General features: G+C 42.3%; 22 protein-coding genes and 3 tRNA genes. 24 read left to right on the top strand and 1 reads right to left on the bottom strand.

The features are described 5' to 3' along the window. Positions 1-129: 129 nt before the first annotated feature. The 14 genes from BTU61_RS00205 to BTU61_RS00140 all read left to right on the top strand — a co-directional run bounded on the left by BTU61_RS00205 (position 130) and on the right by BTU61_RS00140 (position 13,260). Complete coding sequence (locus BTU61_RS00205; protein WP_200771822.1) at positions 130-729, top strand: hypothetical protein; 600 nt, start codon at positions 130-132, stop codon at positions 727-729. A gap of 147 nt (positions 730-876) precedes the next feature. Beyond that, the gene (locus tag BTU61_RS00200) at positions 877-1,356 is read left to right on the top strand and encodes a DUF3592 domain-containing protein (protein WP_234700055.1); all 480 of its coding nucleotides are present in this window, start codon (positions 877-879) and stop codon (positions 1,354-1,356) included. 147 nt (positions 1,357-1,503) lie between these two features. Continuing rightward, positions 1,504-3,009, top strand: a complete 1,506-nt coding sequence (locus BTU61_RS00195) for a glycosyltransferase family 39 protein (RefSeq protein ID WP_200771821.1) — start codon at positions 1,504-1,506, stop codon at positions 3,007-3,009. A gap of 314 nt (positions 3,010-3,323) precedes the next feature. Then, on the top strand, positions 3,324-3,977 hold the full coding sequence (locus BTU61_RS00190; RefSeq protein WP_200771820.1) for a uracil-DNA glycosylase: 654 nt from the start codon (positions 3,324-3,326) through the stop codon (positions 3,975-3,977). Between the two features lie 9 nt (positions 3,978-3,986). Next, complete coding sequence (locus tag BTU61_RS00185) at positions 3,987-4,451, top strand: NUDIX hydrolase (RefSeq protein ID WP_200771819.1); 465 nt, start codon at positions 3,987-3,989, stop codon at positions 4,449-4,451. Positions 4,452-4,462: 11 nt separating this feature from the next. Then, positions 4,463-5,731: a dihydroorotase gene (locus BTU61_RS00180; protein ID WP_200771818.1), complete on the top strand. Its 1,269-nt coding sequence runs from the start codon at positions 4,463-4,465 to the stop codon at positions 5,729-5,731. Between the two features lie 14 nt (positions 5,732-5,745). Further along, on the top strand, positions 5,746-6,582 hold the full coding sequence (locus BTU61_RS00175; protein ID WP_200771817.1) for an SGNH/GDSL hydrolase family protein: 837 nt from the start codon (positions 5,746-5,748) through the stop codon (positions 6,580-6,582). Continuing rightward, positions 6,557-7,189, top strand: a complete 633-nt coding sequence (locus BTU61_RS00170) for a YpmS family protein (protein ID WP_200771816.1) — start codon at positions 6,557-6,559, stop codon at positions 7,187-7,189. Before BTU61_RS00175 ends, BTU61_RS00170 begins: the two co-directional genes overlap by 26 nt. Before the next feature lie 285 nt (positions 7,190-7,474). Further along, positions 7,475-9,037 carry a 2-isopropylmalate synthase gene (locus tag BTU61_RS00165; protein ID WP_200771815.1) on the top strand — a complete coding sequence of 521 codons (1,563 nt, stop codon included), beginning with the start codon at positions 7,475-7,477 and terminating at the stop codon, positions 9,035-9,037. Positions 9,038-9,049: 12 nt separating this feature from the next. Next, positions 9,050-10,087 carry a 3-isopropylmalate dehydrogenase gene (gene leuB, locus BTU61_RS00160; RefSeq protein ID WP_200771814.1) on the top strand — a complete coding sequence of 346 codons (1,038 nt, stop codon included), beginning with the start codon at positions 9,050-9,052 and terminating at the stop codon, positions 10,085-10,087. Position 10,088: 1 nt separating this feature from the next. Further along, positions 10,089-10,367 carry a DUF1294 domain-containing protein gene (locus BTU61_RS00155; protein WP_200771813.1) on the top strand — a complete coding sequence of 93 codons (279 nt, stop codon included), beginning with the start codon at positions 10,089-10,091 and terminating at the stop codon, positions 10,365-10,367. A 24-nt stretch (positions 10,368-10,391) separates the two neighbouring features. Next, positions 10,392-11,774, top strand: coding sequence for a 3-isopropylmalate dehydratase large subunit (gene leuC / locus BTU61_RS00150; RefSeq protein WP_200771812.1), 1,383 nt, complete (start codon positions 10,392-10,394; stop codon positions 11,772-11,774). An 11-nt stretch (positions 11,775-11,785) separates the two neighbouring features. Further along, positions 11,786-12,376: a 3-isopropylmalate dehydratase small subunit gene (gene leuD / locus BTU61_RS00145; RefSeq protein WP_200771811.1), complete on the top strand. Its 591-nt coding sequence runs from the start codon at positions 11,786-11,788 to the stop codon at positions 12,374-12,376. 98 nt (positions 12,377-12,474) lie between these two features. Next, complete coding sequence (locus tag BTU61_RS00140) at positions 12,475-13,260, top strand: L-threonylcarbamoyladenylate synthase (RefSeq protein WP_200771810.1); 786 nt, start codon at positions 12,475-12,477, stop codon at positions 13,258-13,260. Positions 13,261-13,662: 402 nt separating this feature from the next. On the opposite strand, the gene plsY is transcribed toward BTU61_RS00140, so the two are convergent. Continuing rightward, a complete protein-coding gene (gene plsY / locus BTU61_RS00135; RefSeq protein WP_275946261.1) occupies positions 13,663-14,304 on the bottom strand; it encodes a glycerol-3-phosphate 1-O-acyltransferase PlsY in 642 nt (213 codons plus the stop codon). Between the two features lie 190 nt (positions 14,305-14,494). Here plsY and parE point away from each other — a divergent pair, with 190 nt between their 5' ends. The 10 genes from parE (at position 14,495) to BTU61_RS00085 (ending at position 24,633) form a co-directional block, all read left to right on the top strand. Beyond that, positions 14,495-16,444 (top strand): DNA topoisomerase IV subunit B, encoded by a 1,950-nt coding sequence (gene parE / locus BTU61_RS00130; RefSeq protein ID WP_200771808.1) that lies wholly within the window; start codon positions 14,495-14,497, stop codon positions 16,442-16,444. Positions 16,445-16,457: 13 nt separating this feature from the next. Continuing rightward, the gene (locus tag BTU61_RS00125) at positions 16,458-17,687 is read left to right on the top strand and encodes a hypothetical protein (protein WP_200771807.1); all 1,230 of its coding nucleotides are present in this window, start codon (positions 16,458-16,460) and stop codon (positions 17,685-17,687) included. A gap of 72 nt (positions 17,688-17,759) precedes the next feature. Further along, complete coding sequence (locus BTU61_RS00120; RefSeq protein WP_200771806.1) at positions 17,760-18,578, top strand: aminoglycoside 6-adenylyltransferase; 819 nt, start codon at positions 17,760-17,762, stop codon at positions 18,576-18,578. 203 nt (positions 18,579-18,781) lie between these two features. After that, a complete protein-coding gene (gene parC, locus BTU61_RS00115; protein ID WP_200771805.1) occupies positions 18,782-21,235 on the top strand; it encodes a DNA topoisomerase IV subunit A in 2,454 nt (817 codons plus the stop codon). A 169-nt stretch (positions 21,236-21,404) separates the two neighbouring features. Next, positions 21,405-22,427, top strand: coding sequence for a branched-chain amino acid aminotransferase (locus BTU61_RS00110; RefSeq protein WP_200771804.1), 1,023 nt, complete (start codon positions 21,405-21,407; stop codon positions 22,425-22,427). Between the two features lie 91 nt (positions 22,428-22,518). Further along, positions 22,519-22,749, top strand: coding sequence for a DUF2969 domain-containing protein (locus BTU61_RS00105; protein ID WP_187538936.1), 231 nt, complete (start codon positions 22,519-22,521; stop codon positions 22,747-22,749). A gap of 52 nt (positions 22,750-22,801) precedes the next feature. Then, positions 22,802-22,882: transfer RNA gene (locus BTU61_RS00100), tRNA-Tyr, on the top strand. Positions 22,883-22,891: 9 nt separating this feature from the next. After that, positions 22,892-22,963, top strand: a tRNA-Gln gene (locus tag BTU61_RS00095). A 168-nt stretch (positions 22,964-23,131) separates the two neighbouring features. Further along, positions 23,132-24,331 (top strand): 30S ribosomal protein S1, encoded by a 1,200-nt coding sequence (rpsA, locus tag BTU61_RS00090; RefSeq protein WP_187538934.1) that lies wholly within the window; start codon positions 23,132-23,134, stop codon positions 24,329-24,331. A gap of 230 nt (positions 24,332-24,561) precedes the next feature. Further along, a tRNA-Arg gene (locus tag BTU61_RS00085) sits at positions 24,562-24,633 on the top strand. Positions 24,634-24,694: the final 61 nt, after the last annotated feature.

Genomic DNA, 24,694 nt, shown 5'->3' with positions numbered 1-24,694 from the left:
TTGTCCCAGCCTCTTTTTATACTCTTTTCACTAGTTGGTGGTTAACTTGAAACCCAAAGTAAAATCCGGTATGATAGTAGTAATTGTTTTCATTAGAGGAAGGATAAAAACTAATTTAAGGGAGAAAAAATGACAAAAGAACATTATTTGCAATTGAAAAAGGAATTTAAAATTAGATTTACAATTACTATCGTCCTAGCTATAATCGCTAGTGTATTTTATATTAAGATATTACTCAGCAACTCTCGTGAAGTACCATATTTTATAATTTGTATTGGAACTCTCATCTTAACCAATCAGTCATTGATTGCACCTGTTTTTTATAAGAAAAAAGCAGCTGAGGAGGAACATCCAGAATGGAAGAATTTATCAACAAAGGGAGTAGAAATTCCTCAGGAAGAAATTCAAAAACGAAATGGGATATCGATCCTAGCTTTCATCATTGTAATTGTTGGATTCTTCATGTTATACCGACCAGCTCCAAAAACGGATGTAGGGACTGAGGTAATAAAAACTAATAGCGAGATTCAGTCTGTTCCGGAAAGTTCAACAGATAAAGAGTCTAGCACGGTCTCTAATTTAACACCACAGGATGTTCAAACCTTACAAGAATTGAAAGAGGATATCGAATCAAACACCCCATCAGATTCACCATCACTGGATATCAACAAAGCAAAAGATCTTGCAGAAAAGGCACAGCAACAAAATTGGTTGAAAAGAGGAGAGTAAGGATTCCTCTTCTATACATTCTTGATAGATTTATAGGAGATTTTAATTGATAAAGTTAAATTCATTATCGATTATTGAAACAATTTTTATTATTAAGAAAGATAACTCGAAAAAATAAATTGGTTTTCTAGAGAGGATTTAACGGTTTTGTTTTGGCTTATTTTGGGAATGATGACTCTTGTTTTCCTGATCATACTGCTGATCTTTTACACCTTGTATCTTCGTGAAATGAAGGTAAAAACATCATCAACCGCACAAGTTATGGGAGAAGTCGTTGCTTTTGATTCCAAAAATCAACTCCTTGTATCCTTGCCTGTGGTGGAATATCAAGTCGGTGTCGAAAGCTACCAAAAGACCTTTAGCTATGCTTATTTTATAGAGACCTCTTCTAAGTCAAAACAGACAGATGTTTTTGATAGAAGGTACATTCTTGGATCAGGCAAAAATCTGGATTTACGGTTGATTTTTCCAATCGGCTCTCCCATGACAGCCTTTTATCATCCAGACGACCCCCAGATAGGTTTTGTCGAACGTTATGCCGGCTTAGTTGGTTTCTATAAAATTGGAATGATATTAGCAGTTGGAATTTATCTGGGACTATTATGTATTTTATTCCTAGTGTTTTAGGATTGAAAATTAAGGTAAAGAGTAAAAAATTGGTTTGATAAAATGAGTGTATCCATAAATTTTATCTCAGAACAATTGTCCTTTCACTTTACAGTTGACATTGACTCCAAAACAGCAGAAATGCTGTTTTTTTGGTATAATGGACCTATGTTATCGAAAAGTAAACGTACCTTATTTGGCTTCCTGCATCTTGTCTTGTTGCTTCTCATGGTCCACTGGTTGTATACAAGTGTGGTGTATCTACAAGAAATTTCAAATATTGCGATTTTCATTGCTGTCTTCTTGTTTCTTCTAACTTGGTTGCTACGTGATCGGCTAAAGATAGCCTATGTTTGGCTGATCCAGCATAAAAAAGGTTTCCTGATTGGAGCCGTTATTTGTCAGTTTGTGATGATGGTTTGTGCGGAGCTCTTTATCCGTCGAGATGCTGCGGTTGTTTTTAAGGGAGCTTTTGATCTTCTTAAGCAATCTTCCATCACCAACTACCTCAGTCGCAATCCCAATAACATTCCGCTCTTTCTCTATGAAAAGTTTTTCTACGTGATCTTTGGTTCTAGCGGTTTGTGGGTCATGCAGCTTCTCAACATACTCTATGTCAATTTGGGTGCCGTCCTCTTGTACAAGCTGTCCCAGAAGCATTTCAGTCAAAAAATAGCTGATTTGGCTTTTGTCTTTTATGTGAGCTTGATTTGCTATTCGCCTTATTTTTATTCCATGTACACGGATATTCTACCCATCCCATTGATCACCCTACAGCTATGGTGGGTACTTGACCTTCTGAAGGCTGATGATGCAGTCATCTCTTGGAAAGAGCTGCTAGGACTGAGTGTTTTATCAGGCGTTGCCATGTTGATCCGTCCAACGACGATTATTGTCATGATCGCCTTTTGGGCTGTGCTTTTCTTCCGTGGTAATTGGAAGTCCTTTGGCAAGATCGCTATGGTGACGGGCCTTGCGACGGGCTTTGTCTTTGCTGGCTTGAATACCGCGGTGGAGCATCAGTCGGTTGTGCCGATTTTGAAAAAGGAAGGTCTTGCTAAGGGTCCACTCTTGTTTATCAATTTAGGCTTGACGGATATGGGACATAACCAGGAGGATATGAAAGAGGGCTTGCTGGCTTATATCGATGAGGACAAGCGGTCGGATTATAACAATGGCCTCTTTAAGAAAGAAAATGTCATCAAAGAAATCAAGCGCCGTCTCAAAGAGTATGGTCCTTGGGGCTTGCTGGGGCACATCTATTACAAGCAGTCCTTGACAGTGGCAGAGGGGACACTTGGTTGGCTTTATCGTGACGTGGAGTACGAAAAGACCCCATTTATCAATCCTCTCTATGAGCCACTGACGAAAAACAATGGTCTGGCAAAATGGGTACGGACTTACTTCCTCAGCATCGACCGTCCGCAATACAAGTATTATGAATTTGTAAAGCAGTTGATCTGGATTGTCCTGTCAGCTGGCTTGGTTGGGGCCTTTCTCAAACGTCGAGATACAGATGCCTTCAATTTCCTTTCCTTAGCGGTCTTTGGTGGCTTGCTCTTCTTGACCATTTTTGAAGGTGGGAAGACCCGCTACCTCATCCAATTCTTGCCGCAAATTATACTAGTCGCTTCGATCGGTCTAGCAGGATTCAGTAAGAAAGAAAATACATAAAAACTCTCGCTTGTTTGACAGGCAGAAAAAGAGGTTGGATAATATGTCCAGCCTTTTTTTATCCAGTGGATCTGCGCCAAATGTATGGTATTTTCTCATTCTAAAACCACTAATTGCAGTTAGTGGTTTTTTCTGTTATAACGGCAATTGACTGACTACGTTATTGACTACGTTTTTATTTATTTGAGCGATATGTGACCACGTCTAAAATACAGTAAAATCAACTAACCACATCTAATGAATACCTGATAGAATGTGATTTAGTTTTGTGGTATAATGGAAGGTAAGAATTTATTGGACAGGGGAGAGTTTTCATGGAGCATTCACCATGGCATGAAGCCATCAAATCCCACCTTCCTGAAGGGTATTTTCATCAGATCAATGACTTTATGAATGAGGTCTATAACAAAGGAGTGGTCTATCCACCGCGTGATAAGGTTTTTAAGGCCTTGCAGACAACGGAGATGGATCAGGTCAAGGTTTTGATTTTAGGACAAGATCCCTATCATGGACCAGATCAAGCACAAGGCTTAAGTTTTTCTGTTCCGGATCATGTGCCAGCGCCGCCTTCTTTGCAAAATATTCTCAAAGAATTGCGCTCAGATATTGGAGAGAAGCGGTCGCATGATCTGACCTCTTGGGCAGAGCAAGGAGTGCTCTTGCTCAATGCCTGCTTGACGGTTCCTGCTGGTCAGGCCAATGGCCATGCGGGTCAAATTTGGGAACCGTTCACAGATGCTGTGATCAAGGTGGTCAATGATTCAGAGGAGCCTGTTGTCTTCATCCTCTGGGGATCTTATGCCCGTAAGAAAAAGCCTCTGATTACCCACGATCGACATTTGGTCCTTGAATCAGCTCACCCAAGTCCCTTATCGGCCTACCGAGGATTCTTTGGGTCCCAGCCCTTTTCAAAAACCAATCAATTTTTGACAGAGGCGGGACGTGAGCCGATTGATTGGTTAAGATAGGAGAAAGAAATGCCACAATTAGCAACAATTTGTTACATTGACAACGGGAAAGAATTTCTCATGTTGCATCGCAATAAAAAGCCCAATGATGTCCATGAAGGTAAATGGATCGGGGTTGGTGGAAAATTAGAACGCGGGGAAACCCCTCAGGAGTGTGCGGCGCGTGAGATTTTTGAGGAGACGGGACTAAGAGCCAAGCCAGTCTTAAAAGGGATCATTACCTTTCCTGAGTTTACACCTGATCTGGATTGGTACACTTATGTCTTCAAGGTGACCGAGTTTGAAGGAGAATTGATCGAATGTAACGAAGGGACACTAGAGTGGGTGCCTTATGATCAAGTCCTCTTAAAACCAACCTGGGAGGGGGACCACACCTTTGTCGAGTGGTTGTTAGAGGATAAACCCTTCTTTTCAGCAATGTTTCGCTATGACGGCGACCGCTTGTTAGAGTCGCATGTTGATTTTTATGAATAAAGGAGAATGCAATGGTTGTCATTAAAAATGGTCGTGTCATGGATCCAAAGACCGGTTTGGATCAAGTCTGTGACCTTCGCATTGAGGGAAAGAAAATTGTAGAGATTGCTGAAAATCTCCCAACGGATGGAGAAGAGGTGCTTGATGCTTCAGGTCTAGTGGTAGCTCCTGGTTTGATCGATGTGCACGTGCATTTCCGTGAACCCGGCCAAACCCATAAAGAAGATATCCATACTGGTGCTTTAGCAGCAGCTGCGGGTGGGTTTACTCGAGTAGTCATGATGGCCAATACCAATCCGACTATTTCAGATATTGCTACCTTAGAGGAAGTCTTAGCTTCTGCAGCCAAGGAAAATCTCCACATTCGTACGGTTGCGACGGTGACCAAGAATTTTGACGGTCAACACCTGACAGATTTTGAAGCCCTGCTTAAGGCTGGTGCGGTAGGATTTTCAGATGATGGGATTCCTCTTCAAAGCACCAAGGTTGTCCGCCAAGCCTTGGAAGAAGCTAAGCGTCTAGGGACCTTTATTAGTCTGCATGAAGAAGACCCTGAGTTGAACGGCATTCTTGGTTTAAATGAACATATTGCTAAGGAACACTTCCATGTCTGTGGGGCTACGGGTGTGGCCGAATACTCGATGGCTGCGCGGGATGCCATGATTGCCCATGCGACAGGTGCCCACCTTCATATCCAACACCTTTCCAAGGAAGAAAGTGTCAAGGTTGTGGAATTTGCCCAAGGATTAGGAGCTCATGTGACGGCAGAAGTAGCTCCCCAACACTTTTCAAAAACAGAAAGTCTCCTCTTGACCAAGGGAAGCAATGCCAAGATGAACCCACCCCTTCGCTTGGAATCAGACCGTCTAGCAGTGATTGAAGGCTTGAAGTCAGGCGTCATCTCCGTGATTGCGACGGATCACGCGCCTCACCATTCGGATGAGAAGAATGTTCCTGATATTACCAAGGCACCATCTGGAATGACCGGTCTTGAAACCTCACTTTCTCTTGGATTGACCTACTTGGTGCATGCAGGACATTTGAGCCTCATGCAGTTGCTAGAAAAGATGTCCTATAATCCAGCACGTCTCTATAATTTTGATGCTGGATATATCGCAGTAGATGGACCAGCAGATTTGACTCTCTTTGATCCGGAAGCAGACCGCCTAGTATCGGATCATTTCGCTTCAAAAGCTGGAAATTCCCCATTTGTGGGTGAAACATTAAAAGGGAAAGTTGCTTATACTATCTGTGATGGACAAGTGATTTTCCAAGGATAAGCGATCGTATTCATATGAATCTTAAAAAAATGATGCAAGGCTTGGTTTTCTTTTTAACCAGCCTTCTTGTCTTTGTCTTTCTATTTCGTGCTTTGCTCCCGACTGCATCTCCTCGTATGACCAAGCCCAAAACGTCTGCAAAAGAAATCACCTATACTTATGTAGCTCTAGGAGATTCACTGACCGAAGGAGTAGGGGATAGCACCAAGCAAGGAGGCTTTGTGCCCATCCTTGCCCAAAGTCTGTCCAATGAAAATGACGGTCACTACCAGCCTGTCAACTATGGTGTAGCTGGAAATACAAGTGATCAGATTTTAGATCGACTCAAGAAGCAAACAGACCTTCAGAAGGATCTCAAGAAGGCGCATGTCATGACCTTAACGGTTGGAGGAAATGATCTACGCAAAGTTGTTGTCGATCATCTGAGTGATTTTTCTCAATCAGATATCCGAAAACCGCTCAAGAATTATACAGCTAACCTCAAAGAAATGATCACAAAAGCCAGAAAGGACAATCCCCATCTTCCCATTTATGTAGTGGGGATTTACAATCCTCTTTACCTGAATTTTCCTGAATTAACCAGTATTCAGACGGCTGTAGATCGTTGGAATGAGACGACGGAAGAAACCATCGCACAATTTGATCAGGTCTATTTCGTTCCGATCAATGATGCCCTGTATAAAGGAATCGACGGGAAAATGGGTGTGTCAGAAGTCAGTGATGGCAAGGCGACGATTGCTAACGATGCCTTGTATGAAGAAGATCGTTTTCACCCCAACAACACAGGTTATGAAAAGATGAAACAAGCAATATTGGAGAAAATCAATGCGACTAAGAAAACTTGGAATTAACGGAATCCCCAAGAAAGACCAACTAGCTCAGATTAAAAAAATCAATATTTGGAAATGGCTCTTTTTAGGCTTGGTGAGTCTCCTTGTAGCTCTAGGCCTTGTGGTACAAAGCCGATTGGCAACACCTAGAGAAGATGTCCGTCAGCTCCAACGGACTGCAAAGACTAGTGACGTCCAAGTTGGGACCATGACGACAACCAGAGATCAGTTCAATGACACCATTAAACATCTGCTAAAAAAATACCATTTATCCGATTACAAGGTCTATGCGGACAACCAACAAATCTTGCTAGAAGGGCAGTTGAGTCTTCTGGGCAAATCCTACCCCTTGTACATTTACTTCCAACCATCCAAATTGGAAAACGGAAATATTCTTTTGAGTGTCAAGGACTTTTCAGTGGGAAGCTTCCAAATCCCCCAAAAGATGGTCTTGCAGCTCTTGAGTAAAAATAAAAACATCCCAAAATTCGTTCAGATCTCACCTAAGCAGTCCACCATCACCATTCTCTTGTCGGAAATGGACAACGACTTTGGAATCTATGCCAAGGCCAATACCATTGATCTCTATAATGACAAGATCGTTTTTGATTTGTATCAGAAGAAGTAGGGCAAAAGGGGATATTTTGTTTCTATTCAAAAAATTCAGAATATTACAGAAAATTCTTGACATTGCTTTTTCCCTATGCTAAAATACTAAACAAGACATTGAACAAAGGAGAAAGTCAAACATGAAAACAGCTAAGTTTATTCAATTTGCTTTGTTGTTGAGGTATAAGGGCTAGTGCAGAAGCATTAGTCCTGTTTGGCTTACCAAGCGGGCAGAAACATCTCGCTTGGTTGACCGAGTGAGATGTTTTTCTTTATATCCACTACATAGAAATGAGGAGACCCTATGCGTAAAGTTGAATTTTTAGATACCAGTCTTCGAGATGGTGAACAAACACCGGGTGTAAATTTTTCGATCAAGGAAAAAGTTTCCATTGCCAAACAATTGGAAAAATGGGGTATTTCTGCTATTGAAGCAGGTTTTCCTGCAGCAAGTCCTGATTCCTTCACAGCTGTGAAAGAGATTGCAAAGGTCTTGACCAAGACAGCTGTGACAGGTTTGGCCCGTTCTGTCAAATCAGATATTGATGCTTGTTATGAAGCCTTAAAGGATGCCAAGTATCCGCAAGTTCACGTCTTTATCGCAACCAGTCCCATTCATCGGGAGTTTAAACTCAACAAGAGCAAGGAAGAAATTCTTAAAGCCATTAAAGAGCACGTTTCATATGCGCGTTCAAAGTTTGAGGTTGTGGAGTTCTCACCAGAAGATGCGACACGGACGGAATTGGATTTCCTCTTGCAAGTTGTCCAGACTGCGGTCGACGCAGGGGCTAGCTACATCAATATTCCTGATACAGTCGGTTTCACGACACCAGCAGAGTATGGCGCGATTTTCAAATACTTGATTGACCATGTCAAGACGGACCGCGAGATTATCTATTCCCCTCATTGCCATGATGATCTAGGAATGGCAGTGGCGAATAGCCTTGCTGCTGTCAAAAATGGGGCCCGCCGTGTGGAAGGGACCATCAATGGGATCGGTGAACGGGCTGGAAATGCAGCGCTTGAAGAAGTAGCGGTCGCTCTTAATATTCGCGAAGACTATTACCAGGTTGAAAGTCCGATTGTCCTTAATGAAACCATCAATACTTCTGAGTTGGTTTCTCGTTACTCTGGGATTCCAATTCCTAAAAACAAAGCGGTTGTTGGTGGCAATGCCTTTTCACATGAGTCTGGAATTCACCAAGATGGGGTCCTTAAAAACCCGCTTACTTATGAAATCATCACCCCTGAGTTGGTGGGCGTCAAGAGCAACAGTCTTCCTCTTGGAAAATTGTCTGGTCGCCATGCCTTTATTGAGAAACTCCATGAGTTAGGACTTGATTTCTCAGAGGAAGATATCCAACCATTATTTGCCAAGTTCAAATCTCTGGCAGACAAAAAACACGAGATCACCGATGCCGATATCCGCGCCCTTGTTGCCGGTACAGCAGTAGAAAATCCAGATGGCTTCCAATTTAACGATCTCCGCTTGTCGACCAATGCCGATGAAAGTATTTCTGCAGCAGTTAGCCTTAGAAATGAAGAGGGAGAAGTGCTTGAATTCTTGGCTGATGGTCAAGGATCTGTCGAAGCCATCTTTAATGCGATTGATAAATTCTTCAACCAAACTGTTCGCTTGACATCTTACAATATCGATGCGGTGACCGATGGGATTGACGCCCAAGCTCGTGTCTTGGTATCCGTGGAAAATGTCGATACAGATACGATTTTCAATGCCTCTGGCTTGGACTTTGACGTATTGAAGGCGTCAGCGATTGCCTATATCAATGCCAATACCCTAGTGCAAAAAGAGAATGCGGGTGAGATGGGACGAGCTGTTTCTTACCGTGATCTTCCACAAGCCTAAGAGGAAATGAACATGACAAAGAAAATTGTAACACTTGCAGGAGATGGGATTGGCCCTGAGATCATGGCAGCTGGGCTAGAGGTCCTTGCAGCCGTTGCTCCCAAAATTGGCTTTGATTATAGCCTAGAAGACAAACCTTTTGGGGGTGCTGGGATTGATGCCGCTGGTCATCCACTTCCCCAAGATACTCTAGAAGCAGCGAAAGGAGCGGATGCTATTCTTCTTGCGGCCATCGGAAGTCCGGAGTATGACCATGCTCCTGTTCGTCCAGAACAAGGTTTGCTCGCTATTCGTAAGGAATTAAATCTTTTTGCAAATATTCGCCCTGTACGGATTTTTGACGCCTTGAAACACCTGTCTCCTTTGAAACCAGAGCGTATCGAGGGTGTCGACTTCGTGGTTGTGCGTGAATTGACAGGTGGGATTTACTTTGGAGAGCATATTTTGAAAGAAGATACAGCGCGCGATATCAATGATTACAGCGCAGAAGAAATCCGTCGGATTATGCGCCAAGCCTTCAAGATTGCACAAGGACGTGGCAAGAAAGTGACCAGTATCGATAAGCAAAATGTTCTGGCAACGTCTAAATTGTGGCGGCAAGTAGCAGAAGAAGTTGCCAAAGAATTTCCAGATGTGACTTTAGAGCACCAGCTTGTCGATAGTGCGGCTATGATCATGATCACCAATCCAGCTCGCTTTGATGTTGTCGTAACAGAGAATCTATTTGGAGATATCTTATCTGACGAATCGAGCGTTCTTCCAGGAACACTAGGCGTGATGCCGTCTGCCAGTCATTCTGACCAAGGGCCAAGCATGTACGAGCCGATTCATGGTTCAGCACCAGATATTGCTGGTCAAGGCATTGCCAATCCGATTTCCATGATCCTGTCCGTTGCCATGATGCTCCGAGACAGTTTTGGAGAAACAGCAGGTGCAGAAATGATCGAAGAAGCTGTCAATCAAACCTTGAATCAGGGGATTTTGACCCGAGATCTAGGTGGTCAGGCTTCGACTGCAGAGATGACAACAGCTATCATAAGGAATCTCTAAGATGACTTGGAGAGATCGCTGTTTAATGGTCATTGCTCTTTGGAATAGTATGGTCTTTCTGACCTATGGATTAGATAAGCGAAAAGCCATCCAAAACAGATGGCGGATTCCTGAAAAGGTCCTCTTACTCGAGAGCTGGCTGCTTGGTGGATTTGGAGCTCTTCTAGGTGGGCATCTCTTTCACCACAAGGTACGGAAATGGTATTTCCAAGCCACCTGGTGGATGAGTAGCCTTCTCTTAGCAGGTATCCTCTTTCTAATCCTTCGATGGATTCCCTAGCAACAAGATAAATGGAGAAAGACGATGAGTGGAAAATCTATCTTTGATAAACTTTGGGACCGCCACGTGATTACAGGAGTGGAAGGGCAACCCCAACTCATGTATGTGGACCAACACTATATCCACGAAGTGACGAGTCCCCAAGCCTTTCAAGGATTACGGGATGCAGGACGCAAGGTTCGCCGACCCGATTTAACCTTTGGAACCTTTGATCACAATGTTCCAACGGTTAATATTTATGATATACGAGATGTCATTTCAAAGGCCCAGATTGACAAATTAGCTGAGAATGTAGTAGAATTCGGGATCGAACATGCAGCTCACGGTTCAGAAAAACAAGGGATTGTTCATATGATAGGCCCTGAAACCGGTCGGACCCAGCCTGGGAAATTTATTGTCTGTGGAGACAGCCATACCGCAACCCACGGAGCCTTTGGTGCCATTGCCTTTGGGATTGGAACCAGTGAAGTGGAGCATGTCTTTGCCACCCAAACCATCTGGCAAGTCAAACCAAAGAAGATGTTGGTCGAATTCACCGGAACCCCACAAAAAGGGATCTATTCAAAAGATTACATCTTAGCTTTGATAGCACGCTATGGTGTTGCGTGTGGAGTTGGCTATGTCGTAGAGTATCGGGGGGAAGCGATTGATCGCTTGACCATGGAAGAACGCATGACCATCTGCAACATGTCGATCGAGTTTGGATCCAAAATGGGGATCATGAATCCAGATGAGACGACCTTTGACTACATTCGGGGACGCGAATGTGTGCCAAGTGATTTTGAGACCGCAGTAGCTGACTGGAAGACCCTGGTCAGTGATGACGATGCGGTATATGACAAGGTCATCCGTATGGATGTATCTGAACTAGCTCCGATGGTGACTTGGGGGACCAATCCTTCTATGGGAGTGGATTTTGAGACACCCTTCCCAGAGATTCGGGACATGAATGATGAACGGGCTTATCATTATATGGATTTAGAACCTGGTCAAAAACCAGCAGACATTGAATTGGGCTATATCTTTATCGGTTCCTGTACCAATGCGCGTCTCAGTGATTTAGAGCTGGCAGCCAAGTTTGTGAAAGGCAAAAAAATCGCACCCAACTTAACAGCCATTGTCGTACCGGGCTCTCGTCCGGTCAAGCATGCCGCTGAAAAGTTGGGCTTGGATCAAATCTTTATGGATGCAGGCTTTGAATGGCGTGATCCAGGTTGCTCGATGTGTCTCGGGATGAACCCAGACAAGGTGCCGGATGGCGTCCACTGTGCCTCTACTAGCAATCGAAACTTTGAAGATCGCCAAGGGTTTGGGGCCAAAACTCATCTTTGTAGCCCCGCTATGGCCGCTGCAGCAGCAATTGCTGGTCGCTTTGTCGATGTGCGCCAATTGCCAGAAGTCGAGTAAAAGGAGGAATCATGGAGAAATTTACCATTTATACGGGGACAACGGTTCCCTTGATGAACGATAATATCGATACCGACCAAATCCTCCCCAAGCAATTCTTGAAGTTGATTGATAAAAAAGGTTTTGGGAAATACCTCATGTATGCTTGGCGCTACTTGGATGACCAGTATACCGAGGATCCAGATTTTATCTTTAATAAGCCAGAATACCGCAAGGCAACCATTTTGATCACTGGTGACAATTTTGGGGCAGGTTCCTCTCGGGAACACGCAGCCTGGGCATTGGCAGATTATGGTTTTAAAGTCGTGATCGCTGGATCTTTCGGAGATATCCATTACAATAATGAACTAAATAATGGCATGCTGCCGATTGTGCAACCTCTAGAGGTTCGTCAAAAACTGGCAAGCTTGAAGCCCACAGATCCAGTAACGGTGGATTTGGAAGAGCAGAAGATCATTTTGCCTGTAGGAGAGTTTCGCTTCGAGATCGATCAAGATTGGAAGCACAAATTGCTCAATGGGCTGGATGATATTGGGATTACGCTTCAGTACGAAGACTTGATCGCAGCATATGAGAAGAATCGGCCAGCTTACTGGCAGTGATAAAATTGTATACTTAATTATGAATTTTCTGAAAATATATTGAATTTTTCATGATTTTTTGATAAACTACTAAAAAGAATAGAAAAGGAAAGAGACTTATGACAAGACACATTCAATGGGACGGAACACTTTCACAAGAAGGATTTGATATTTTGAAGGGAGAGGGTGGTTGTATCGTCTGCCCTACAAAAGTCGGCTACATCATCATGACCAGTGACAAGGCCGGCTTGGAACGGAAGTTTGAAGCCAAAGAACGCAACCGTAACAAACCTGGTGTAGTTCTTTGCGGAAGTATGGATGAACTTCGTGCCCTTGCACAATTGAATCCTGAAATCGAAGCCTTCTACCAAAAACATTGGGATGAAGATATCTTGCTTGGTTGTATCCTTCCATGGCGCGAAGATGCTTATGCAAAATTGCAAGCCTTCGGAGATGGACGTGAAGAACTCATGACAGACGTTCGTGGAACCAGCTGTTTTGTCATTAAATTTGGGAAAGCTGGTGAGCAAATCGCCAAAGAAATGTGGGAAAAAGAAGGCAAGATGGTTTATGCTTCTTCGGCTAACCCTTCAGGGAAAGGAAATCGCGGGAAGGTCGAAGGAATTGGTGAGCGCATCGAAGGTGCTGTGGACTTGGTTATCGAAGCCGATGACTATGTAGCTTCTATCCAACCAGACAAGACCGTCGAAACTCGCTATGAACAAGGAGTGATGGTTTCTATGGTGGATGCAGAAGGTAAACTCATTCCAGAACAAGGAGCAGGCAGCCGTTCTGTCAATACTTGTCCAGTCGTGATCCGTAAGGGATTGGATATCGATAAGATCATGATGCACTTATCTGATCATTTCAACTCTTGGAACTACCGCCAAGGGGAGTACTATTAAGAAATAGAAAAAAGCATTCCAATTGGGATGCTTTTTTTGTGCTCAAATTAGGTTCTGGTATACTAATGTTAGTAATTGTTCAAAGAATATAAATGAGTTCTAATTTTAAAAATTATCAATAATTTACCGAAACTTTCCTCCGTGAGAAAAGTTCTAGAAACACTATTGTTTCTAGAACTCGGGAGTTTTGAAACCTTAGGTTCAAAACTAAGTCATGGAACTTCTTTGAAGTTCGCTGACGTCCGTACTCACCTAAGGAAAGTTTTTAAGGTAATATTGTAATTTCGTTTTGAATGCTCTTTTTGTGAAAGGATAAAAGATGGTATAATAGAGACAAAAGATGTTCCGAACAAGGAATAAGCCGTTATTTTTAGTCCAATCAAAAAAACTAGAGCGCAGGCTCTAGTTTTTTGGTTGTTGGTGGGTGATGTTCTTTCCCCAAGGGATGAGATTTTCTTTTTTCTCTTTGATCCGTTGGATATTGTCTTTATGACGAAGAATGATCAAGGTCGCTAAGGCCAAGACAATGATTGTAAAAAGCGGATCATAACCGTGCAAGATCCATCCAGTCAAAGGGAGAAGAAGGACTGATAAAATGGCGAGTAGAGCAACAGTTACACTCGAAAACGAGATCATACTGGTTAAATATAGGCTAGCTACAAAATACACAGCTAAGATCAGTAGTAGAACAGGCGAGAAGCCAAGTAAGACACCAGCACTAGTTGCCACTGCTTTTCCGCCTTTAAATCCAGCAAAAACTGGGAAAGTGTGGCCTAAAACAGCTAAGAGGCCAAAGACCATTGGTGAGATCCCCTGAATTCCAAAGAAAGTCGGAAGAAGGACTGCCAGTGTTCCTTTCAAGAGATCAATCGCAAAGACGATGATCCCAGCTTTCTTCCCTAAAATCCGAAAGGTATTGGTCGTTCCAGTATTACCTGAGCCATGTTCTCGTAAATTAATATTAAAAAAGACTTTTCCAATCCATAATCCCGAAGGAATGGAGCCTAACAGATAGGCCAAAATTAAAATACTTATTTCTTTCATCATACCTTCATTATATCAAAAAGCCATCAATAGAAAAAGCAATTTTTGTAGTTCAAGTGTGACATCTGAAGAAAGTGTTTAGCTAGCATTTTATACTTAGATATAGAAATCTCCATATAAAGAGAAAAAATTTTGCAAAATTTCCTAAAAAACTGTAATATAGAAAAGATGAACAAACAGGAGGTTCCTTGTGGCAAAAAAGGAAATCAATATTAATAATTATAATGACGATGCCATTCAGGTACTAGAAGGGTTAGATGCGGTCCGTAAACGTCCAGGGATGTACATCGGATCGACCGATGGAAACGGCTTGCATCATATGGTCTGGGAGATCGTTGACAATGCAGTCGATGAAGCCTTGTCTGGCTTTGGCTCACAAATCGATGTGACCATCAATAAAGACGGTTCACTATCCGTGGTAGACCAAGGACGGGGGATGCCGACAGGGATGCATGCTATGGGTAAACCAACCGTTGAGGTGATCTTTACGGTCCTCCACGCTGGAGGAAAGTTTGGTCAAGGAGGCTATAAGACATCTGGAGGTCTTCACGGAGTGGGATCGTCCGTCGTGAATGCTCTCTCTAGCTGGCTTGAGGTAGAAATTACCCGTGATGGAGCTGTCTACAAGCAACGCTTTGAAGATGGTGGGAAGCCTGTCACTACTCTTGAGAAGATAGGAACGGCTCCCAAGTCTAAGACCGGGACCAAGGTTACCTTTATGCCGGATCCAACCATCTTTTCAACGACAGATTTCAAATTTAATACCATTGCTGAGCGGATCAAAGAGTCAGCCTTCTTGCTTAAGGACGTGACGCTGACGCTGACCGACCTCCGTAAGGAAGAAGACAACCATGTGGCCTTTCACTATGAAAATGGGGTTCAGGATTTCGTTGAATACTTGAACGAAGACAAGGAAACCCTGACACCTGTTCTCTACTTTAATGGGGAGTCAGATGGTTTTCAGGTAGAAGTAGCCATGCAATACAATGATGGTTACTCTGATAACATCTTATCTTTTGTCAATAATGTCCGTACCAAAGATGGCGGAACCCATGAGACTGGCCTGAAGACAGCCATTACCAAGGCCATGAACGACTATGCAAGAAAGACCGGACTTCTCAAAGAAAAAGACAAGAATCTGGAAGGATCAGACTACCGCGAAGGTTTGTCTGCTGTTCTTTCAATCTTGGTCCCAGAAGCTCATTTGCAGTTTGAAGGACAAACCAAAGACAAATTAGGGAGTCCCCTGGCTCGTCCAGTCGTCGATAGCATTGTTTCGGATAAATTAACCTTCTTCCTCATGGAAAATGGGGAGTTGGCTTCCAGTCTGATCCGTAAAGCTATCAAGGCCCGGGATGCACGGGAAGCAGCTCGAAAAGCGCGGGATGAAAGCCGAAATGGCAAGAAGAATAAGAAAGACAAAGGGCTCCTATCTGGTAAATTGACCCCAGCCCAGTCTAAAAATCCTGCTAAAAACGAACTCTACCTAGTCGAAGGAGACTCAGCTGGTGGTTCTGCTAAGCAAGGCCGAGACCGTAAGTTCCAAGCCATTCTCCCCCTTCGTGGGAAGGTTCTCAATACTGAGAAGGCCAATATGAGTGACATCCTCAAAAATGAGGAAATCAACACCATGATCTACACCATTGGTGCAGGAGTTGGTGCAGACTTTACAGTTGCAGATGCCAACTATGACAAAATTATTATCATGACCGATGCGGATACGGATGGAGCCCACATTCAGACCTTGCTCCTAACTTTTTTCTATCGCTATATGCGGCCTTTGGTAGAAGCCGGACATGTCTACATCGCGCTTCCTCCTCTTTATAAAATGTCGAAAGGCAAAGGCAAGAAAGAAGAAGTGGCCTATGCATGGACAGATAGCGAATTAGAGGAGTTGCGTCGGACCTTTGGCCGTGGAGCAACCCTCCAACGTTATAAAGGATTGGGGGAAATGAATGCAGACCAGCTTTGGGAAACAACTATGAACCCAGAAACCCGTACCTTAATTCGCGTCACCATTGATGACTTGGCTCGTGCGGAACGCCGTGTCTCCGTTCTCATGGGCGATAAGGCAGCACCACGCCGCCAATGGATCGAAGATAACGTTAAGTTTACCTTGGAAGAAACGACAGCGTTTTAAGAGAGAAAAACATATGGATAAACAAAAATTAATATCTTTTTTCTGTGATCTTACTGGGATGGATTTGGACAAGCTTTTAGAGGGGCTGGGAATAGATGAAATACTTGAACTCCAAAAAATTCAAAATGCAGTAAACGATTTTGAAAAATATATATTGGAGAGACATGGCGAAAATCCTAGTTATGAGGGTATAGCTAAGTTCTGGGAGGAAAACCAAGTTTCTGAAGAGCTTATAAAAATTCAATATAACTGGAATAGTAAATATAAAGATTATGAAGAATTTAAAACTTATTTAAAGAAGTTATATGATGACAAAGAAGATATAGATAAGGATTTATCTATTAGTCTTATGGATGAGCTTTATCAACAATTAATAAAAACAATTCAAGAAACCTCGCAATTTTCACAAGCAGACATAGCTACTCTACTAACTATCAATTCACTTACACATTCTCAAATTGATAGTTTTGGAAATAACATTGATGAATTGACACACCAAAATGATAATGTAAAAATAAATAATTGTGAAAGAATCAAACAATCAGCTAAAAGTTTAAACATTGAAATTGATGTAAAAAAAGATGTACCAGAAATTACTAATCGAAATGAGATTCAACAACTAATTGTGAAATATATTACTGATGATTTAGAAGATATACCTATCCATGTTCAGTATAAAGAACTAGTTCAACTAGAAAGTAAATTAACTGAATCAGAAAGAAGTAAGTTAACTGATGAGGAAATGATTTCTTTAAATAGAAAAGTGAAAGAGTTAAAAACGGAGTGTGAAACAGTAGAACGCTGTATAAAACTTTATCTTGACTCTAGACTTGAGTATTCTTGCTTCAAAATAAACAGCATAGATGAGTTTGAAAGATTTGTTAGGAATGTGACACTTCTTTCAAAACACCAAAATACTGTTAAAGAAGGAAAGAGATATATTTGTCTTCCCGTAGATGTAAATGGAGAAGATGGAAGTCAATTCTGGTTTTCTATTGAAAAAAGAACTGAGGAGTTTCTTAAAGAAAATTTCAACGAACAAATGTTACAACTACAACAAGGTTTTTCTGCTCAAGGAGTTGAACTTTATGTTAGAGAAATTTGTAAGTATGAGAAAATCAATATTCTATCTAATTTCATATTTTTTATCGATGAAAAGATATTAAAAGAAGGACAGGATAGAATAAAAGGACAGGATGATAAGTATTTTAGGTTGTGTAATTATGTAATTTCTCCAAGTTAATGTATTAATCATTAAAGAGTAGCAAACTTTTGAATTTAATTATTGTTAGACTGTATTAGAATAGATATTTCCATGAAATCTGAAATTAAGATAGTTAATAAAATTTTGCAGATCTCAAAAAATCTAAGTATTTCAGCAATTGCTTTATCCGGATCTCGAACGAATCCTCAGTCCTCAAAAGATGAGTTTCAAGATTATGATGTGGTCTATATTGTTGAGAATTTGGAAGAGCTTATTTCAGATTTATCTTGGCTAGATCAGTTTGGTAATCGTTTGATTGAACAGCACAATGTACTTGGAAATCGTCGTCTCTACCTCATGCTTTTTGAAGATGGCAATCGGATCGATTTGACACTCTGTCCCAAGGAGCACATTCAAGAGTGGGTGGACAGCGAGGCAAGTTTCAAAGTCTTAAAAGACGACAAAGGTCTGTTTGAAGCCTATTCTCCAAATCCTCAGCGCTACTGGACTGCTTCGCCCTCAGAAGAGGAATTTGCAGCATCCTGCAATGAATTTTGGTGGGTATCGGCTTATGTCGTCAAGGCCATTCGAAGAAATCAGCTGATCTATGCGACCGATCACCTCTATGGCATTTGCCAGCAAGAGCTCTTGAAGGTCTTGGCTTGGCAGGTATCAAGGGATAAGGGGATAGTTGACATCGGGAAAAACTACAAGTATCTCTTTCACTATTTGTCTGCCGAGAAGGAAAAAGAGTTCTCAGATCTGCTAGATTTATCTAGTATAGAGAAAATCAGTCAGTCTTTATTTGCCACCATGAAGCTATTCGATTGTGAAGCGCAAAAATTAGCAAAAAGGATGGGGTTTTCCTACAATGACAAAGAGGCTAAGCAGATGATAGCTTATGCTAAAGAGAAACTTTCTAATCATTAATGAATCTATTTAAAACTAAAAAAAGATCCTTTGGTTACTTGGTGTAACTGAATACTTCTATATATAAAAGACTACTCAACATTCTTTGAAAGGAGTTGAACACGCCCTAAATACTGTGTGAAAAAGATAAATTCTCTTGTGAGCATGGCTCACTGCAAGAATTTCCTATTTTCACTTTGTATTTTTCGGGCTTTGTATCCTATATGAGTAATATCCAAAATATGTCCCTGGAGGACATCATGGGAGAGCGCTTTGGTCGCTACTCCAAATACATTATTCAAGAACGGGCTCTTCCTGATATTCGGGATGGCTTGAAACCTGTTCAGCGGCGGATCCTTTATTCTATGAATAAGGATGGGAATACCCATGACAAGGGCTACCGCAAGTCGGCCAAGTCTGTCGGAAATATCATGGGGAATTTCCACCCTCACGGGGATAGTTCGATCTATGATGCCATGGTCCGCATGTCTCAAGACTGGAAGAATCGTGAGATTCTTGTTGAGATGCACGGTAACAATGGTTCTATGGACGGTGATCCACCGGCTGCCATGCGTTATACGGAAGCCCGTCTATCTGAAATTGCTGGTTATCTCCTTCAAGATATCGAAAAGAACACCGTACCATTTGCCTGGAACTTTGACGATACAGAGAAAGAGCCAACTGTTTTGCCTGCAGCCTTTCCAAACCTCTTGGTCAATGGGGCTACTGGTATTTCTGCTGGTTATGCGACAGATATTCCGCCCCATAACCTTGCTGAAGTCATCGATGCGGTAGTCTACATGATCGACCATCCTTCTGCTAAGGTAGACAAACTCATGGAGTTTCTTCCTGGACCGGATTTCCCAACGGGTGCCATTATCCAAGGGCGAGACGAGATCAAGAAAGCCTATGAAACAGGTAAGGGACGGGTAGTTGTCCGTTCTAAGACAGAGATCGAGCAACTCAAAGGCGGCAAGCAGCAAATCGTCGTCACCGAGATTCCTTATGAGATCAACAAGGCTGTCTTGGTCAAGAAAATTGACGATGTTCGTGTCAACAATAAGGTGGCCGGCATTGCCGAAGTTCGGGATGAGTCAGACCGGGATGGTCTTCGCATTGCCATTGAACTCAAGAAAGATGCCAATGCAGACTTGATCTTGAACTACTTGTTCAAGTACACAGATTTGCAGGTCAACTACAACTTCAATATGGTGGCGATTGACAATTATACCCCTCGTCAAGTTGGGATAGTTCCGATTTTGTCTAGCTACATTGCTCACCGTCGGGATATTATTGTCGCTCGCTCTCGCTTTGATAAGGAAAAGGCGGAACGCCGTCTCCACATCGTAGAGGGCTTGATCCGTGTGATTTCTATCCTCGATGAAGTCATAGCCTTGATCCGTGCTTCTGATAACAAGGCAGATGCCAAAGAAAACCTCAAGGTCAGCTACGATTTCACGGAAGAACAAGCAGAAGCCATTGTCACTTTGCAATTGTACCGCTTGACCAATACAGACATCGTCACCTTGGAAGAAGAGCATGCTAACCTCAAGGAGCAAATTGCGACCTTGGCAGCCATCATTGGGGATGAACGGACCATGTTCAATCTCATGAAGAAGGAATTGCGTGAAGTGAAGAAGCTCTTTGGCAATGCTCGTCGCAGTGAGTTGCAAGACACTGCTAAGACGATCGAGATTGATACAGCCAGTCTAATCGTTGAAGAGGAAACCTTTGTCAGCGTGACCCGTGCTGGTTACATTAAACGGACCTCTCCTCGTTCTTTCAATGCTTCGACAGTGGAAGAAGTCGGGAAACGTGACGATGATGACTTGATTTTCATAGAACCTGCCAAGACCACCCAGCATCTCTTGCTCTTTACCAACTTGGGAAATGCCATTTATCGCCCTATCCATGAATTGACAGATACCAAGTGGAAGGACATCGGCGAACACCTCAGCCAAACCTTGACCAATTTCGAGCAGGATGAGGAAATTCTCTTTGCAGAGATTGTGGATCACTTTGACGGCGTGACCTACTTTGCGGCAACCCAACAAGGTCAAATCAAGCGTTTTGAACGCAAGGAATTGAGCCCATGGCGGACTTATCGTTCTAAATCGACTAAGTATGCTAAGTTGAAAGATGACGATGACCGTATTGTTGCAATTGCACCAGTTGTCCTCGAGGACATCATGATCATTACAAAAAATGGTTATGGTCTGCGCTTCAACATCGAAGAAGTGCCTGTCGTAGGAGCGAAGGCAGCAGGGGTTAAAGCCATCAACCTCAAAGATGGGGATCAGGTGGTAGCCGTCTTTAAGTCTACAACACCAAGTATGTACATTCTGACCCAGCGAGGTAGTCTGAAACGGATGTCGCAAGACGATATTCCTGTGACCAGCCGGGCTAAACGTGGACTACAGGTCTTGCGTGAACTGAAAAACAAACCACACCGTGTTTTCATGGCAGGTCCAGTCAATACAGACCAAGGAGATTTCGATCTCTTTACGAGCCAAGAAGAAGTAGCGGAACAAGATCAAATTCTAGCTATCACTTCAACTACAGGTCAAGTGACCGAAGTGGATCTGACTCAGCTCAGTGTCTCGGAAAGAACAAGCAATGGCTCCTTTGTCAACGACACAATCTCAGATCAAGAAGTCTTTTCAGCACGAATCAAATAAAAAAGGAAGTCGGTCTATTCTTAGACTGACTTTTTTCAAATAAATTTTCTGAAAATTGAAAATATCGCTTGAAATTCTCATGAATTGGTGTACAATAGTGTACATAGATTGAGAAACTGAATCGGTCAATTTCAAATCGACTAGAAAAAAAGAATAAAGGAGAACTATCATGACAGTATCACTTGATTGGGAAAACCTTGGCTTTAACTATATGAAATTACCCTATCGCTTTTTGGCGCATTACTGCAACGGAGCCTGGGAAAAGGGGGGATTGACAGAGGATGCGACCTTGCATATCTCAGAATCGTCTCCAAGTTTGCATTATGGCCAACAAGCCTTTGAGGGATTAAAAGCCTACCGTACAAAAGACGGAAGTGTCCAATTGTTCCGCCCAGATCAAAATGCTAAACGTCTGCAACGGACAGCTGATCGCTTGCTCATGCCACAAGTACCAGTGGATATGTTTGTCAATGCATGTAAGGCAGTCGTCAAAGCTAATGAAGAATATGTGCCTCCATATGGTACAGGAGGAACCCTCTACCTTCGTCCTCTTTTGATCGGTGTTGGGGATATTATCGGTGTGCATCCTGCAGAGGAGTATATCTTTACCATCTTTGCCATGCCTGTCGGCAACTACTTCAAAGGTGGTTTGGTGCCAACTAACTTCTTGATCCAAGACGAGTATGACCGTGCGGCTCCACATGGAACAGGGGCTGCTAAAGTTGGAGGAAACTACGCAGCCAGCATGCTTCCTGGTAAAATTGCTCACGATCGTAATTTCTCTGACGTCATTTACCTTGATCCAGCAACCCACACCAAGATTGAAGAAGTCGGTTCTGCAAACTTCTTTGGAATCACTGCTAATAACGAATTTGTGACGCCATTGAGCCCTTCTATCTTACCATCTATCACCAAATACTCTTTACTTTACTTGGCAGAACACCGTCTTGGTATGACACCAATCGAAGGGGATGTCTTTATCAATGATTTGGATCGTTTTGTAGAAGCAGGAGCTTGTGGTACCGCAGCAGTTATCTCACCAATCGGTGGTGTTCAACACGGAGATGACTTCCATGTCTTCTATTCCGAAACAGAAGTCGGTCCAGTGACCCACAAACTCTATGATGAATTGACGGGTATCCAATTTGGTGATGTCGAAGCACCTGAAGGATGGATCGTTAAAGTCGATTAATAGAAATAGCTATTTCTCGGTTGAGAATAGCTTTTTTCTTGCGCCATAAACTAAATTTTTGTAAAATAGAAAAAGTGAAAAGAGGACTGAAATGAGTAAAAAAGACAAGAAAATTGAAATTCAAATCGTAGATAGTAAAGTAACCGTTGGAAAGGATACTTTTGATGGATTCACACTTTCAATTGGTAAAAAAACAATAGGTGAAATTGCAGATATGGCAGGTCAGTTTGCTATTGTCAAAAATGGGACAGTTGATTCCCTATACAAAAATCTAGAAAAAGCAGTTGAAATTTTAATAGAAACTTATAATTTGAATAAATAAGGACTTGCATTTTTAGTAAATCAATGGTATAATGGATGCTGTTGATTTATAAGGAGAGATAGCGAAGAGGCTAAACGCGGCGGACTGTAAATCCGCTCCTTCGGGTTCGGGGGTTCGAATCCCTCTCTCTCCATCTCATTAATGGGGTATAGCCAAGCGGTAAGGCAAGGGACTTTGACTCCCTCATGCGTTGGTTCGAATCCAGCTACCCCAGTTCTTAGGTAATATCAGATAAGTGATAAAATATCTAACTAGGTATTTTATTTCTTTATAGGGTGAAGTCGTTAAAGGTGATATTGAATCTCGTTTCGGGTGCTTGCTTAGGAAAAATAATTATTAGTATGTCAAGTTAAGAAAACTTGATTGTTGGAGGATTTTTTAGATGAATGAATTTGAAGATTTGCTAAACAGTGTTAGCCAAGTTGAACCAGGTGACGTCGTTACTGCTGAAGTATTGACAGTTGATGCGAACCAAGCTAACGTTGCAATCTCTGGAACTGGTGTTGAAGGTGTCTTGACTCTTCGCGAATTGACAAACGATCGTGATGCGGACATCAACGATTTGGTTAAACCAGGTGAAACACTTGAATTGCTTGTTCTTCGTCAAGTAGTTGGTAAAGATACTGATACAGTAACTTACCTTGTATCTAAAAAACGTTTAGAAGCTCGCAAAGCATGGGACAAATTGGTTGGTCGTGAAGAAGAAGTTGTTACTGTTAAAGGAACACGCGCTGTTAAAGGCGGACTTTCAGTAGAATTTGAAGGACTTCGTGGATTTATTCCAGCTTCAATGCTTGATACTCGTTTTGTACGTAACACTGAACGTTTCGTAGGTCAAGAATTTGATGCGAAAATCAAAGAAGTAGATCCAAAAGAAAACCGTTTCATTCTTTCACGTCGTGAAGTTGTTGAAGCATCAGCTGCAGCAGCACGCGCTGAAGTATTTGGTAAATTGAACGTTGGCGATATCGTAACTGGTAAAGTTGCACGTATCACAAGCTTTGGTGCTTTCATCGACCTTGGTGGTGTTGATGGATTGGTTCACTTGACTGAATTGTCACACGAACGCAACGTTTCACCTAAATCAGTTGTAACTGTTGGTGAAGAAATCCAAGTAAAAGTTCTTGACTTGAACGAAGAAGAAGGTCGTGTATCCCTTTCATTGAAAGCTACAACACCTGGACCATGGGATGGCGTTGAACAAAAATTGGCTGCTGGTGACGTGATCGAGGGAACAGTTAAACGTTTGACTGACTTCGGTGCATTCGTTGAAGTATTGCCAGGTATCGATGGACTTGTTCACATCTCACAAATTTCACACAAACGTGTTGAAAATCCAAAAGATGTTCTTAAAGTTGGACAAGAAGTAACGGTTAAAGTTCTTGAAGTAAATGCTGCTGATGAACGTGTATCCCTTTCAATCAAAGCTCTTGAAGAACGTCCAGCTCAAGAAGAAGGCGAAAAGCAAGAAAAACGTCAATCTCGCCCACGTCGTCCAAAACAAGAAAAACGTGACTTTGATCTTCCAGAAACTCAAACTGGATTCTCAATGGCTGACTTGTTTGGCGATATCGAATTGTAAAATTTTTAAGAGGCTGGGACAAAAGTCCTAGCCTCTTAATTTTCTTTGGATTGTCGAGCAAGACGTAGTGGTTGAATGGGCTCTACTACGTTGATTTCATTAGCTTTCACAGCCCTACTTAACCGTGAGGAGGTGGGACGACGAAATTGCATTCTAACGAATCACCGATTTATATCCCACTCTTTTTTTACTTGTCATATACTTGAAAATTTGATATACTATAACAGTTGCCACCCTTAGTGTAATGGATATCACGTAAGATTCCGGTTCTTGAGATGGGGGTTCGATTCCCTCAGGGTGGAGTAGTTAAGAGGCTGGGACAAAAGTCCTAGCCTCTCAATTTTCTTTGGATTGTCGAGCAAG

It is taken from the genome of Streptococcus lactarius (genome assembly GCF_016642265.1).
In the GTDB taxonomy this organism is placed as follows: domain Bacteria; phylum Bacillota; class Bacilli; order Lactobacillales; family Streptococcaceae; genus Streptococcus; species Streptococcus lactarius.
The sequence above is the reverse complement of the archived record's forward strand: the minus strand, read 5'-3'. Positions and strand labels throughout refer to the sequence as shown.